This window comes from Stenotrophomonas sp. STEN009 (assembly GCF_056760395.1).
On the sequence record NZ_JBRRES010000016.1, the window covers coordinates 42703 to 55895 of the forward strand.

At 67.7% G+C, this 13193-nt stretch carries 10 protein-coding genes; 3 read left to right on the forward strand and 7 right to left on the reverse strand.

Annotation, left to right across the window (positions count from 1 at the left end; genetic code table 11):
* Nucleotides 1-80: 80 nt before the first annotated feature.
* Both ACVOMM_RS09520 and ACVOMM_RS09525 read left to right on the forward strand, forming a co-directional pair.
* Entirely contained in the window at nucleotides 81-299 is a 219-nt protein-coding gene (locus tag ACVOMM_RS09520) for a hypothetical protein (RefSeq protein WP_053515365.1), read from the forward strand.
* Nucleotides 299-556 (forward strand): hypothetical protein, encoded by a 258-nt coding sequence (locus tag ACVOMM_RS09525; protein ID WP_481526157.1) that lies wholly within the window; start codon nucleotides 299-301, stop codon nucleotides 554-556. The genes ACVOMM_RS09520 and ACVOMM_RS09525 overlap by 1 nt, the downstream gene beginning before the upstream one ends.
* Before the next feature lie 87 nt (nucleotides 557-643).
* Here the strand turns inward: ACVOMM_RS09525 and lpdA are convergent, their stop codons facing one another.
* From lpdA to purB, 6 genes are all read right to left on the reverse strand, one after another.
* Nucleotides 644-2080 carry a dihydrolipoyl dehydrogenase gene (gene lpdA, locus ACVOMM_RS09530; RefSeq protein WP_053515369.1) on the reverse strand — a complete coding sequence of 479 codons (1437 nt, stop codon included), beginning with the start codon at nucleotides 2078-2080 and terminating at the stop codon, nucleotides 644-646.
* Between the two features lie 65 nt (nucleotides 2081-2145).
* Complete coding sequence (sucB, locus tag ACVOMM_RS09535; protein WP_065175459.1) at nucleotides 2146-3351, reverse strand: dihydrolipoyllysine-residue succinyltransferase; 1206 nt, start codon at nucleotides 3349-3351, stop codon at nucleotides 2146-2148.
* Nucleotides 3352-3394: 43 nt separating this feature from the next.
* Nucleotides 3395-6226: a 2-oxoglutarate dehydrogenase E1 component gene (locus ACVOMM_RS09540; protein ID WP_481526158.1), complete on the reverse strand. Its 2832-nt coding sequence runs from the start codon at nucleotides 6224-6226 to the stop codon at nucleotides 3395-3397.
* Between the two features lie 186 nt (nucleotides 6227-6412).
* Nucleotides 6413-7315 (reverse strand): GNAT family N-acetyltransferase, encoded by a 903-nt coding sequence (locus ACVOMM_RS09545; RefSeq protein WP_481526159.1) that lies wholly within the window; start codon nucleotides 7313-7315, stop codon nucleotides 6413-6415.
* A gap of 3 nt (nucleotides 7316-7318) precedes the next feature.
* Entirely contained in the window at nucleotides 7319-8728 is a 1410-nt protein-coding gene (locus tag ACVOMM_RS09550) for a ribosomal protein uL16 3-hydroxylase (RefSeq protein WP_481526160.1), read from the reverse strand.
* Between the two features lie 820 nt (nucleotides 8729-9548).
* Complete coding sequence (gene purB, locus ACVOMM_RS09555) at nucleotides 9549-10916, reverse strand: adenylosuccinate lyase (RefSeq protein WP_128987758.1); 1368 nt, start codon at nucleotides 10914-10916, stop codon at nucleotides 9549-9551.
* Nucleotides 10917-11206: 290 nt separating this feature from the next.
* Here purB and ACVOMM_RS09560 point away from each other — a divergent pair, with 290 nt between their 5' ends.
* Nucleotides 11207-12643 carry a class II fumarate hydratase gene (locus ACVOMM_RS09560; RefSeq protein ID WP_065182914.1) on the forward strand — a complete coding sequence of 479 codons (1437 nt, stop codon included), beginning with the start codon at nucleotides 11207-11209 and terminating at the stop codon, nucleotides 12641-12643.
* Nucleotides 12644-12701: 58 nt separating this feature from the next.
* On the opposite strand, the gene ACVOMM_RS09565 is transcribed toward ACVOMM_RS09560, so the two are convergent.
* Complete coding sequence (locus ACVOMM_RS09565) at nucleotides 12702-13127, reverse strand: hypothetical protein (RefSeq protein WP_053515382.1); 426 nt, start codon at nucleotides 13125-13127, stop codon at nucleotides 12702-12704.
* Nucleotides 13128-13193 lie beyond the last annotated feature (66 nt).

A 13193-nucleotide genomic window follows, 5' to 3' on the forward strand; every position in this document is an offset into this window, starting at 1 on the left:
CGTCGCAAACCGTTTGCTCCCTCCGGGGCAGGGCGGCACTGTGGTCGCAGGCGGCAAGGGGCCGCTGCAAGGAGACCGTGATGAAGACCCTGTTCGCGCTGGGCGTGTGGTGCCTGCTGTTCGTGCTGTGCTGGCCGTTGGCGATCCTTGCCCTGATCGCCTGGCCGTTCGTGTGGCTGCTGAGCCTGCCGTTCCGCCTGGTCGGCATCACGTTCTCGGCGCTGTTCGCGTTCCTGCGCGCGCTGTTCATGCTGCCGGCACGCCTGCTGGGTGGCGGCCGCGGTCCGGTGGCTGCGTGATGACGCCGGCCATCGCGGTACTGGTATTGGCGCTCGCGGCGCCGGCCCCTGCCACGCCCGCGACACCACCGTCCGCCTGGCTGGAACGCCAGCAGACCGCCGCTGCCGACGAAGCGGATGCTGCGGCGGCCAAGCTCGCCAAGCCTGACAGGCTCAAGGAACGCTGCAGGGTGGTGAAGGAATGGAAGGTGGGTGAAACCGTGGTGCAGCATCGCATCTGTGACGATGCACCGGAGCCGCCTGCTGGAAAGGTGTAGCGCCGGGCCCATGCTCGGCTCAACATCAGAAGGCCAAACAAAAAAACCCCGCCGAGGCGGGGTTTTCCTGTCGTGCCACCGGGCCGATCAATTGGCCTTGTGGATGGCGCGCTTGCTGACCGCCATCGCCGCGTCGTGGACCACTTCCGACAGCGACGGGTGGGCGTGGCAGATACGGGCCAGATCATCGGCCGAACCGCTGAACTCCATGGTCAGCACGCCTTCATGCACCAGCTCGGACACGTTGGCGCCGACCAGGTGCATGCCGAGGATGCGATCGGTCTCGGCATGGGCCAGGATCTTCACGAAACCTGCCGGCTCGATCATTGCCACGGCACGGCCGTTGGCGGCGAACGGGAAGCTGCCGGCCTTGTACGGGATGCCTTCGGCCTTCAGCTGTGCTTCGGTCTTGCCCACCCAGGCCAGTTCCGGCTCGGTGTAGATGACCCACGGAATCGTGTCGAAGTTGACGTGACCCGGCAGGCCGGCGATCAGTTCGGCCACGGCGATGCCTTCCTCGAAGCCCTTGTGCGCCAGCATCGGGCCGCGCACGCAGTCGCCCACCGCCCAGACGCCATCGACGCCGGTGTGGCAATGCGCATCGACTTCGATCTGGCCACGCTCGTTGACCTTCACGCCGGTGCCTTCGGCCAGCAGGCCCTTGGTGGCAGCGCGACGGCCGACGGCCACCAGCAGCTTGTCCACGGTCAGGGTCTTCTCGCCTTCGCTGTCGGTGTAGGTGACAACGACTTCCTTCTTCTTGCCCTTGCCGGTGATCTCGGTCTTGGAGACCTTGGCGCCCAGGCGGATGTCCAGGCCCTGCTTCTTGAATTCCTTGGCCGCGGTCTTGGCGACTTCGGCGTCGGCGACGGCCAGGAACTCCGGCAGCGCCTCAAGGATGGTGACTTCGGCGCCCAGGCGCTTCCACACGCTGCCCAGCTCCAGACCGATCACGCCGGCGCCGATCACCGCCAGGCGGTTCGGCACTTCGGTGAAGTCCAGGCCGCCGACGTTGTCGACGATGGTCTCGCCGTCGAACTTGGCGAACGGCAGTTCGATCGAATCCGAACCGGCGGCGATGATGACGTTGGTGCCCTTCAGCTCGACTTCCGAGCCGTCGTGCTGCTTCACCTTGACCACGTTGCCCGGCTGCAGTTCGCCGAAGCCGTAGTAGGTGGCGACCTTGTTGGCCTTGAACAGCATGGCGATGCCGCCGGTGAACTGCTTGACGATCTTGTCCTTGCGGCCAACCATCGCCTCGACGTCCATCTTGGCGTCCTTGAAGCTGATGCCGTGGTCGCCAAAGATGTGGCTCATGTTCCAGAACTGGCGCGAGGAATCCAGCAGCGCCTTGGACGGGATGCAGCCCACGCGCAGGCAGGTGCCGCCCAGCGCCGGCTTGCCATCCTTGCCCAGCGCTGCGTCGATGCAGGCGGTCTTCAGGCCCAGCTGGGCCGCGCGGATGGCAGCGTGGTAACCGGCCGGGCCCGCACCGATGACGACGACGTCGAATTGTTCAGCCATTGAATTAGTCCTTGATGCTTTACCGGAACCCCCTTCCGCGCGGGCGCGGAAGGGGGCGGGAGGTCTTACAGGCCGAACAGCATGCGGCCGGGGTTTTCCAGCTGGTTCTTGATGTCCACCAGGAACTGCACCGAGTCCTTGCCGTCGATGATGCGGTGGTCGTAGGACAGCGCCAGGTACATCATCGGCGCGATCACGACCTGGCCGTTCTGGGCGATCGGACGCTCCTTGATGGCGTGCATGCCCAGGATGGCGCTCTGCGGCGGGTTGATGATCGGCGTGGACAACAGCGAGCCGAAGGTGCCGCCGTTGGTCACGGTGAAGGTGCCGCCCTGCAGTTCTTCCAGGCTCAGCTTGCCGTCACGGGCCTTCTTGGCGTAGTCGGCGATGGTCTTCTCGATGTCGGCGAACGACATGCGCTCGACGTTGCGCAGCACCGGGGTCACCAGGCCCTTCTCGGTCGACACGGCGATGGAGATGTCCGAGTAGCCGTGGTAGATGATGTCGTCACCATCGATCGACGCGTTGACCAGCGGGAAGCGCTGCAGCGCGTTGGCGGCGGCCTTCACGAAGAAGCTCATGAAGCCCAGCTTGATGCCGTGGGCCTTGACGAACTCGTCCTGCAGTTCCTTGCGCGCGGCCGACACCTTGGACAGGTCGACTTCGTTGAAGGTGGTCAGCATGGCGGTGGAGTTCTTGGACTCCATCAGGCGTTCGGCGATGCGCTTGCGGATGCGGGTCATCGGCACGCGTTCTTCCGGACGTGCGCCACCGGCCTTGCCGGCGCCGCCGTTGCGGGCGAAGTTGACGATGTCTTCCTTGGTCACCGCGCCGCGACGGCCGGTGCCGTCCACGTCGGCCGGGTTCACGCCCTCGGTGATGGCGGTGAAGCGGGCACCCGGCGGCAGCGCATCGGCGGCCGACTTGGCTGCCGGGGCCGGAGCCGCGGCGGGAGCCGGAGCAGCGGCTGCGGCCGGAGCCGGGGCATCGGCCTTCTTCTCTTCAGCGGCCGGAGCCGGGGCAGCCGCCACGGCGCCTTCCTCGATGATCGCCACGACCTGGCTGGAGGTCACGGTGGCGCCCACGTCGAACTTGATCTCCTTCAGCACGCCATCGACCGGCGACGGCACTTCCAGGACGACCTTGTCGGTTTCCAGGTCAAGCAGGTTTTCGTCGCGCTTGACGGCGTCGCCCACCTTCTTGTGCCAGGTGGCGATGGTGCCGTCGGCGACGGATTCGGGCAGTACCGGGGCTTTGACTTCGGTGGCCATGCGGGAGCTTCCTGGTTTGTCTTCTAAATAAGGGGGAGGAGAGTTATTCAGCGACCTGGTCGTTGAACGGGTTGACCAGTGCGTCGGCAATCAGCTGCTGCTGCTCGCGGACATGGTCAGCCATGTGACCGGCAGCCGGCGACGCCGAACGTGCGCGACCGGCGTAATGCAGGTTCTGGCCCTCGGCCAAGCAGAACTGCAGGTGGTGGCGGATCTGGTACCACGCGCCCTGGTTCTGCGGTTCTTCCTGCGTCCACACCACGTCGGTGGCCTTGCCATACTTCTTCAGTTCGGCAGCCAGCAGCGCACGCGGGAACGGATACAGCTGCTCCACGCGGATGATCGCCACGTCGTCCTGGCCACGCTTGGTCTGGTCTTCCAGCAGGTCGTAGTAGACCTTGCCCGAGCACAGCACCACGCGCTTGACCTTCTTGGCGTCGGCATTGGCATCGCCGATCAGGTGCTGGAACTCGCCGTTGGCCAGCTCGTCCAGGCTCGACACCGCCAGCTTGTGGCGCAGCAGCGACTTCGGCGACATCACCACCAGCGGCTTGCGGGTGGTCATGTGCAGCTGGCGACGCAGCATGTGGAAGGCCTGGGCCGGGGTCGACGGCACGACCACCAGCATGTTCTCCAGCGCGCACAGCTGCAGGAAGCGCTCCAGGCGCGCCGAGCTGTGTTCCGGGCCTTGCCCTTCATAGCCATGCGGCAGCAGCAGGGTCAGGCCGGAAATGCGGCCCCACTTGGCTTCACCGGCGGCGATGAACTGATCGATCACCACCTGGGCGCCGTTGGCGAAGTCGCCGAACTGGCCTTCCCAGATGCACAGCGTGTTCGGATCGGTGGTGGAGAAGCCGTACTCGTAGGCCATCACCGCTTCTTCGCTCAGCAGCGAATCGATGACGGTGGCCTTCTCCGGCGAATCCACCAGCTGCCGCAGCGGCATGTAGTAGTTGTCGGTCTTCTGGTCGTGCAGGATCGCGTGGCGGTGCGTGAACGTACCGCGGCCGACGTCCTGGCCGACCAGGCGCAGTGCATGGCCTTCGTCCAGCAGGGTGGCGTAGGCCAGGTTTTCGGCAAAGCCCCAGTCGCCCGGAATCTCGCCAGCGGCCATCTTGCGGCGGTCGTCGTAGACCTTGGCCACGCGCGAGTGCAGCTGCACTTCGTCCGGGATGGTGTTGATCAGCTTGGCCAGCTCGACCAGCTTGTTCTTCTCGACCTTGGTCGAGACCGGGTCGGACAGCTTGCCTTCCAGCAGCTTCGGCCAATCAACGAACAGCGGGCTGCTCGGCGGAGTCTTCTCGACCTTGGCCAGTTCGGTGGTCACTTCGCCGGCGTCCAGCTTCTCGCGGTAGGCATCGACCATCGCCTTGCCGGCGCCGGCGGCGATCACGCCCGCCTTTTCCAGCTGCTCGGCATACATCTCGCGGGTGGTCGGGTGCTTGCGGATCACCTGGTACATCAGCGGCTGGGTGATCGCCGGCTCGTCGGCCTCGTTGTGGCCCCAACGGCGGTAGCACATCAGGTCGATGACCACGTCCTTGGCAAACTTCTGGCGGAACTCGAACGCCAGCTGCGCGGCGAACACCACCGCTTCCGGGTCATCTCCGTTCACGTGCAGCACCGGTGCGGCAATCATCTTCGCCACGTCGGTGGCATAGCGCGTGGAGCGCGTATCCAGCGGATTGGAGGTGGTGAAGCCGACCTGGTTGTTGACCACGATGTGCACGGTGCCGCCGACGGCGAAGCCGCGGGCCTGCGACATCTGGAACAGTTCCATGACCACGCCCTGGCCGGAGAAGGCCGCGTCGCCGTGGATCAGGATCGGCATGACCTGCTTGCGGGCGGTGTCCTTGCGGCGCTCCTGGCGCGAACGCACGGAACCGGCCACGACCGGGTCGGCGATTTCAAGGTGCGACGGGTTGAACGCCAGCGCCAGGTGGACCGGGCCACCCTCGGTGGCCACGTCGGCGGAGAAGCCCATGTGGTACTTCACGTCGCCGGCCGAGGCGTGCTCGTCGTGCTCGAACTTGCCTTCGAACTCGTCGAACAGCTTGCGCGGGTTCTTGCCCAGGGTGTTGACCAGCACGTTCAGGCGGCCGCGGTGGGCCATGCCGATCACCACGTCCTTGACGCCGTCCTTGCCGGCGCTGCGGATGATGGTGTCCATCATCGGGATCAGCGCATCGCCGCCTTCCAGCGAGAAGCGCTTCTGGCCGACGTACTTGGTGTGCAGGTAGCGCTCCAGGCCTTCGGACGCGGTCAGGCGCTCCAGGGTGCGGCGCTGGGTGTCAGCGTCCAGCTGGTAGTTGCCGCCGGCCAGTTCCAGCTTCCTGTAGATCCACTGGCGCTGCTCGACCTCGGCGATGTGCATGAACTCCGCACCGATCGAACCGGTGTAGGTCGCCTTAAGGCGCGCCAGCAGATCGCGCAGCTTCATGCGCGGCTGGCCGCCGACGCCACCGGTGCTGAACTCGCTGTTGAGGTCGGCATCGGACAGGCTGTGGAACGGCAGGCCCAGGTCCGGCGTATTGACCGGCGCAGCCAGGCCCAGCGGGTCCAGGCGGGCGTCCAGGTGGCCGCGCGAACGGTAGGCGGTGATCAGACGACCGACATTGCGCTCACGCTCGTCGCCCGCACCTGCGCCGGTGCCGGCCTTCAGCGCATCCTTGGCCGCGTCCGCGATGTGGGAAATGACGGCCGAGTGCGGAATGTCACCTGCTTCGCGGCCCTTGAAGCCGTCGAAGTAGGTCTTCCATTTGGGATCGACACTGTCCGGGGAGACGAGGTACTGCTCGTACAGGTCCTCGACATAGGAGGCGTTGCCGCCGGCGAGTTGCGAAGATTGCGCAAACTGCTTCAGTAGATTGTCCACGATGGAGGGTGTTGATTCGCTTTGTGGGGTATGGCTTAAGAAGGACCCGGCAGGAAGATGAATAGCCCTGCGCAGGCGCGTTCAAACAGCCAAATTGTACCCCCATCCGGACACGAAGGGGCATCGCGGAGGCCATCGTGCGTCCCCCGGTGCCGCTTCCAGACAGGTTGAACCCGACCGTCGCGCTCAGAGGCCAAGCGCGCGGAGTTCGCTGCAATCGCGCGAACGGTCCCAGACGCGCTGCAATTGCTGCTCGAACTGCCGCGAACGTGCCGGCAGCGCGGTGCCGGCCTCGCCGTCGAGGCGATGGCCGATCAGACGAAAGTAGAAGTCGCCCCTGTCATTGATCAGGCAGGCGGACGCCAGTGCCCGGTCGACCGGATCGGCCACCTCGCGGAACAGGATCACGCTGGGCAGCCGCTGTGCCATCGCCAGCAGCGGCGCGCCGGCACGGCCAATGGCTGCCGCGTCATGCACGATCACCCGCAGCTGCTTGTCGTGGCGGGCACTGGCGAAGCGGCGCAGGGCGGCCTGTACCGGGCCGGCATCGAGCAGGCCCGGGTCCAGCAGGTGGCTGTGCAGCCATACCTGGCGACGGGCACGGTGGAGGAGGGCGGTGGTGGCGGCCACGGCCTCGGCGTGGCTGTTGATCGCGCTGGCCGCGTCCAGCCGGCGGCGCATCTGCTGGTGCCCCAGGCCGGCCTCCTCGAAGACCTCGCCCTCAGGCAGGAAGCCCTGCCGCGCGTAGAAGTCGCGGGCGGGCAGCTGTGCGTGCAGATGCAGCTCGGCCAGGCCGAGGCCAAGGCCGGCCTCGACCAGGGCCTCGAGCAGGGCTTCACCGATGCCCTGGCTGCGGTGGCTCGCCAGCACCGCCATGCGGCCGACGCGGCCATCAGGTGTGAGCCGGCCAGTGCCGACCGGCGTGCCGTTGGCATCCAGCGCCAGTACATGGGCGCTGACCGGGTCCATCGCGTCGCGCTCCAGTTCGCTGGCAATGCCCTGTTCCTGCACGAACACCTGCTGGCGCACAGCGTGGATGGCGCCATGCGCATCGGCATGACCTACCTGATGGACGCGGATCGAGGGCATGACTCAGGCGCGACCGGCGTCGCTGTCGTCTTCTTCGTCGTCTTCGAAGTTGACGATGACCTCGATGCCATCGTCATGCACGGTCACCACGTGGACATCATCGGACACGGCGTCGTCATCGATCACCTCCACCTGGTCGCGGCCTTCGACCACCTCACCGAGGACGCCTTCATCCTCGCCCTCGTCGTCGGCGCCATACAGCTCGCTGGGGTCGATCAGCTGGAACACGCCGCCGACCAGCAGCTGCTGGACCACCGCGCGGCCCTTGTCCGACAGTCCGCGATAGGCGGCCGCGTCGAGCTGCTCGGCACCGGCCAGGCGCTGCGCATCCTTCACCGGCAGCGCGAAGTCCTGGCCGCTGACGTACAGGCTGGCGCCCCGCTTGGCCCGGCGCCAGGCCAGGCGGGCCCAGGGGTGGCGTTGCAGCAGAAGGCCGGACTGCAGGGCGGCGACCACCTCTTCCTGTTCCGGCGCGGCCTGGTGGGCCATCACTTCGCCGGCGGCGCGGTAGGTGGTGATGAAGCGGCCGAACCAGTCGCCCAGCTTGTCCGGGTCGTTCATGCGGATGGCATTGAGGGCGGTGATCACCCGTGCCATCGCCACCGTGTCGATCTCGTTCGGATCGGCCGGCAGCTTCAGGTCGGGGTCCTGGTAGCGGATGTTCTCGTCGGCATCGGCGATCAGGGTGTCCAGGTAGTCACTGATGAGTTCGGCCGAGGACGGCGCGCGCATGCCGAAGGAGAACGTCAGGCAGGGGTCTTCGGCGACGCCATGGTGCGGCACGTTCGGCGGCAGGTACAGCATGTCGCCCGGCGCCAGCACCCAGTCGTGGGTGGGCTTGAACACCTCCAGCAGCTTCAGTTCCACGTCCGGACGGAACCCCAGCGGCGGGCGCCGGCCCTTGATCGACTCGCTGGCGTCGATCTGCCAGCGACGATGGCCCTGGGCCTGCAGCAGGAACACGTCGTACTGGTCGACGTGGGCACCGACCGAGCCGCCGGTGGCGGCGAAGCTGATCATGACGTCGTCCATGCGCCAGCGCGGGAGGAAGCGGAAGTGCTCGATCAGCGCGCGCACGTCCGGGTCCCACTTGTCCACGTCCTGCACCAGCAGGGTCCAGTCGCGGTCGGGCAGGGCGGGGAATACGTCTTCCTGGAACGGGCCGGTACGTACGCGCCAGCCGTCCTGGCGCTTGTCGTGCTCGATCAGGCGTGCCAGCACGCCTTCTTCGCAGGCCAGCCCGGCCAGGTCTTCCGGCTGCACCGGAGACTGGAAATCAGCGAAGGCGTTGCGGATCAGCAGCGGACGCTTCTGCCAGAAATCGCGCAGGAACACGGCCGGGGACATGCCCAGCGGCTGGCCGGGACGGGCGGTGACTTCGATGAGCGGGGCGGAGGACTTGCGGGCGGCCATGGGGGAATCCTTGCAGCGGAAAGCGGGAGGGCGGCGCGGCGTGCCGCCAAGGCGTCCATTGTCCGACGTTCGTTGGGATTGCGCACGTGCGGTGGTTTGTCGCGGGGTGTCCGGCCAACGGCGGAGCCCCTCGTGGCGGGTGCTTGGTCGCGTGAAGGCAAAAAGCCGTGCCTGGCCGGGGGGGGGGGGGGGGGGGGGGGGGGGGGGGGGGGGGGGGGGGGGGGGGGGGGGGGGGGGCGGCGCCGCCGGGCGGCCCCCCCCCCCCGCCCCGGGGCCCCCCCCCCCCCCCCGGGGGGGGGGGGGGGGGGGGGGGGCGGGGGGCCGCCTCTCCCCCCCCGCCCCCCCCGGCCCGCGCCCCCCCCCCCCCCCCCCCCCCCCCCCCCCCCCCCCCCCCCCCCCCCCCCCCGGCCCCTGACAGTTTCCTGCGGGGTCCGCCACGGAATGGAAGAAGAAAATCAAAGGCAACAGCGGCTCGCGCGCTGCGCTTGCCCGGCCCTGCAGAATCCAAAAAACCAAAGAGGGACGCGGCAAAGCCGCGTCCCTCCTTCACATTCCGTCCCGACAACAAATGCTCTTCGATCCGTCACCGGGATGCTGTCAGAGGTGGGGGGGGGGGGGGGGGGGGGGGGGGGGGGGCCCGCGGGGGGGCGCCCCCCCCCCCCCCCCCCGGGGTGAAGAGCGCCCCCCCCCCCCCCCCCACCCCCCCCCCCCACCCCCCGCCAAACACGGCAGAAACCCAGAGCCGCCTTTGACGTTGCCGTTGCTGTTGCCGTTGCCTGCCGCAGGCAGCGCCCGCGGCCGCCGCCGCAAAGGAAACCCCTTAAATCTTCTTCGCCAGCGCCTCGGCCAGACCGGTATAGCTGCCCGGGGTCATCTCCAGCAGCCGCTGCTTCGCATCCGCCGGCAGCTCCAGCCCCTGTACGAACGCCCGCATCGACTCGGCGGTGATGCCCTGGCCGCGGGTCAGGGCCTTCAGCTGCTCGTACGGGTTCGGCAGGCCGTGGCGGCGCATCACCGTCTGCACCGCTTCGGCCAGCACTTCCCACGCCGCATCCAGGTCGGCATCCAGGCGCTGCGGATTCACCTCCAGCTTGCCCAGTCCCTTGGCCAGCGAGTCCAGCGCCACCTGGCTGTGGCCGAAGGCGGTACCCAGCGCCCGCAGCACGGTGGAGTCGGTCAGGTCGCGCTGCCAGCGGCTGATCGGCAGCTTCGCGCTGAAATGCTCGAACAGCGCGTTGGCGATGCCGAAGTTGCCTTCGGCATTTTCGAAATCGATCGGGTTGACCTTGTGCGGCATGGTCGACGAGCCGACTTCGCCTTCCTTCAGGCGCTGCTTGAAGTAGCCCAGCGAGATGTAGCCCCAGATGTCGCGGGCCAGGTCGATCAGGATGATGTTGGCGCGGCGGGCGGCATCGCCGATTTCGGCGACGTTGTCGTGCGGCTCGATCTGCGTGGTGTACGGGTTGAACACCAGGCCCAGCCCGGTCACGAAGCGTTCGGCGAAGGCCGGCCAGTCCACGTCCGGGTAGCTGGCGACGTGCGCGTTGTAGTTGCCGACCGCACCGTTGATCTTGCCGGTCAGCTCGACCGCGGCGATCTGGCGGCGCTGACGCTCCAGGCGCGCCACCACGTTCGCCAGCTCCTTGCCCAGGGTGGTCGGCGAAGCGGTCTGGCCGTGCGTACGCGACAGCATCGGCTGCGCGGCCTGGGCGTGGGCCAGGCCACGCAGGGTGGCGGCGATGCCGTCGAGCGTCGGCAGCAGCACCTCGCGGCGCGCCTGCTCGAGCATCAGGCCGTAGCTGAGGTTGTTGATGTCCTCGCTGGTGCAGGCGAAATGCACGAACTCCAGTGCCGGCGCCAGCTCGGCGTCGTCCTTCAGCTGCTCCTTGATGAAGTACTCCACCGCCTTGACGTCATGGTTGGTGGTGCGCTCGATCTCCTTCACCCGGGCGGCATGGGCGGGGCTGAAACCGCTGGCCAGCGCGCGCAGACGGGCGGTGGCGGCTTCGGAGAACGCTGCAAGCTCGACGATGCCCGGCTCGGCGGCCAGCGCCAGCAGCCACTCCACCTCGACCGTGACGCGGGCCTTGATCAGGCCGTACTCGGAGAAGATCGGGCGCAGGGCATCGACCTTGCCGGCGTAGCGGCCATCGAGCGGGGACAGGGCGAGCAGGGCGGAATCGGACATGTCGGCAGGGCGGGAGCGAGCGGCGGGGCCGATATTCTACGACGCGTGGCCTTCGCATGCTTGGCAGCACCGGGCCACGCCGGGCGCAGGGAGGCTGCGCGCTGTCCTCGCCCGGCCGGGCCCGCCGCTCCCGATGGGCAACGGTGCCGCAGACGAAACGATCCGGCCCGCTTCCGTCATGCCATGCAACGGGCAAGAGAGTATCGTGATTGCCGCCGCCAGCCCGGGAAGCGACACCCTGCCAGCCGCCGCTTCCCTTTCCCCAACTGAAGTAGTGCGGAGTCGATGCAATGAGCAAAGCTGCAAGCAAGGGTGCCTCCCGGGCGTTCCGGATCGAACACGACAGCATGGGCGAGCTGCAGGTGCCTGCCGATGCCCTGTGGGGCGCGCAGACCCAGCGCGCCGTGCAGAATTTCCCGGTGTCCGGCCAGCGCATGCCGCGCGGGTTCATCCGTGCGCTGGGTCTGGTCAAGGGCGCCGCTGCCGGCGTCAACGCCGAACTGGGCCACCTGCCCAGGAACGTGGCCAAGGCGATCCAGGCCGCCGCAGCGGAAGTGGCGGCGGGCGACTGGGACGCGCATTTCCCCATCGATGTCTACCAGACCGGTTCGGGTACGTCCTCGAACATGAATGCCAACGAGGTCATCGCGACCCTGGCCAACCGCGCCGGCAAGGCCGGCAAGACCACGGTCCATCCCAACGACCACGTCAACCAGGGGCAGAGCTCCAATGACGTGATCCCGACCGCGCTGCGCGTCTCGGCGGTGCTGGCGGCGCACGAACAGCTGCTGCCCGCGCTGGCGCATCTGCGCAGGACCATCGACAGGAAGGGCCGCAGCCTGCGCAAGGTGGTCAAGACCGGCCGTACCCACCTGATGGACGCCATGCCGCTGACCTTCGAGCAGGAGTTCGGTGCCTGGTCGGCACAGCTGGCATCGGCACAGGCGCGCATCGAGGACAGCCTCAAGCGCGTCCGCCGGCTGCCGCTGGGCGGCACCGCCATCGGTACCGGCATCAATGCCGATCCGCGTTTCGGCGCTCAGGTGGCCAAGGCCCTCAAGCAGCACTCGGGTTTCAAGTTCGACAGTGCCGACAACAAGTTTGAAGGCCTGGCCGCGCAGGACGATGCGGTGGAGCTGTCCGGCCAGCTCAATGCGCTGGCGGTGGCGCTGATCAAGATCGCCAACGATCTGCGCTGGATGAATGCCGGGCCGCTGGCGGGGCTGGGCGAGATCGAACTGCCGGCCCTGCAGCCGGGCAGCTCGATCATGCCGGGCAAGGTCAATCCGGTGATTCCGGAGGCGACGGTGATGGCCTGCGCGCAGGTGATCGGTCACCACACGGCGATCACGGTGGCCGGGCAGACCGGCAATTTCCAGCTCAATGTGACCCTGCCGCTGATCGCGGTGAACCTGCTCGAAGGCATCGGCCTGCTGGCCAACGTGTCGACGCTGCTGGCCGACAGCGCCATCGCAGGCCTGAAGGTGCGCGAGGATCGCGTGGCGGAGGCGCTGGCGCGCAACCCGATCCTGGTCACTGCGCTGAACCCGATCATCGGCTATGAGAAGGCCGCGGCAATCGCCAAGCGCGCCTACAAGGAACAGCGGCCGGTGCTGGAGGTGGCGCTGGAGGACAGCGGCCTGGGCGAAGCGGAACTGCGGCGCCTGCTGGATCCGACGGCGCTGACCGCTGGCGGCATCCATGCGGGAGGCGGTGGCGGCGGTTGATCTGCCGAGCAGACTTGCCGGGCCAATGAGAAACGCCGCCCTCGGGCGGCGTTTGCGTTCAGCGACGGTCGGCGACGATGTTGCCGAAGGTCTCGGTGTAGTCCTTGAACTCGGGGATGCGCTGGATCAGGTCGCCTGGAATGACGTCCATGCCCTCCGGCGGCTGGATCTTCACCGGCTGCATGTTCGGATCGGCCGGGGCGGCCACCAGCGTGTTCTGGCGCAGTACCTGCAGCTTGCCGAACATCGTCTGCAGCATCTGTTTCTGCGCATCGTCCAGCGGAATCTGGATCTCGTCCATCTTCATCGTGCCGTCGGCCAGGATGATGATGTTCGGTGCCGGTGGACGGCGCACGGTCACCATGCCTTCGCTGACGGAGATCTTGGGCTTGCCACGCTCTGCGCGGTGGTTGCGGTAATCCTGGTCGCAGCCGGCCAGGCCCAGGCAGAACAGGGCAGCCAGCAGCAGAAACAGCTTCTTCATGACGATTCGATCGGGGGCATCCGGGGGGGCCATTGTAAGCCCGGTGCCGGCAGCGGAGGCCCCCCG

Coding starts and splice junctions, on each gene's coding strand:
- ACVOMM_RS09520 (WP_053515365.1), top strand. CDS start 81: ATGAAGACCCTGTTCGCGCTGGGCGTGTGGTGCCTGCTGTTCGTGCTG.
- ACVOMM_RS09525 (WP_481526157.1), top strand. CDS start 299: ATGACGCCGGCCATCGCGGTACTGGTATTGGCGCTCGCGGCGCCGGCC.
- lpdA (WP_053515369.1), bottom strand. CDS start 2,080: ATGGCTGAACAATTCGACGTCGTCGTCATCGGTGCGGGCCCGGCCGGT.
- sucB (WP_065175459.1), bottom strand. CDS start 3,351: ATGGCCACCGAAGTCAAAGCCCCGGTACTGCCCGAATCCGTCGCCGAC.
- ACVOMM_RS09545 (WP_481526159.1), bottom strand. CDS start 7,315: ATGCCCTCGATCCGCGTCCATCAGGTAGGTCATGCCGATGCGCATGGC.
- ACVOMM_RS09550 (WP_481526160.1), bottom strand. CDS start 8,728: ATGGCCGCCCGCAAGTCCTCCGCCCCGCTCATCGAAGTCACCGCCCGT.
- purB (WP_128987758.1), bottom strand. CDS start 10,916: ATGTCCGATTCCGCCCTGCTCGCCCTGTCCCCGCTCGATGGCCGCTAC.
- ACVOMM_RS09560 (WP_065182914.1), top strand. CDS start 11,207: ATGAGCAAAGCTGCAAGCAAGGGTGCCTCCCGGGCGTTCCGGATCGAA.
- ACVOMM_RS09565 (WP_053515382.1), bottom strand. CDS start 13,127: ATGAAGAAGCTGTTTCTGCTGCTGGCTGCCCTGTTCTGCCTGGGCCTG.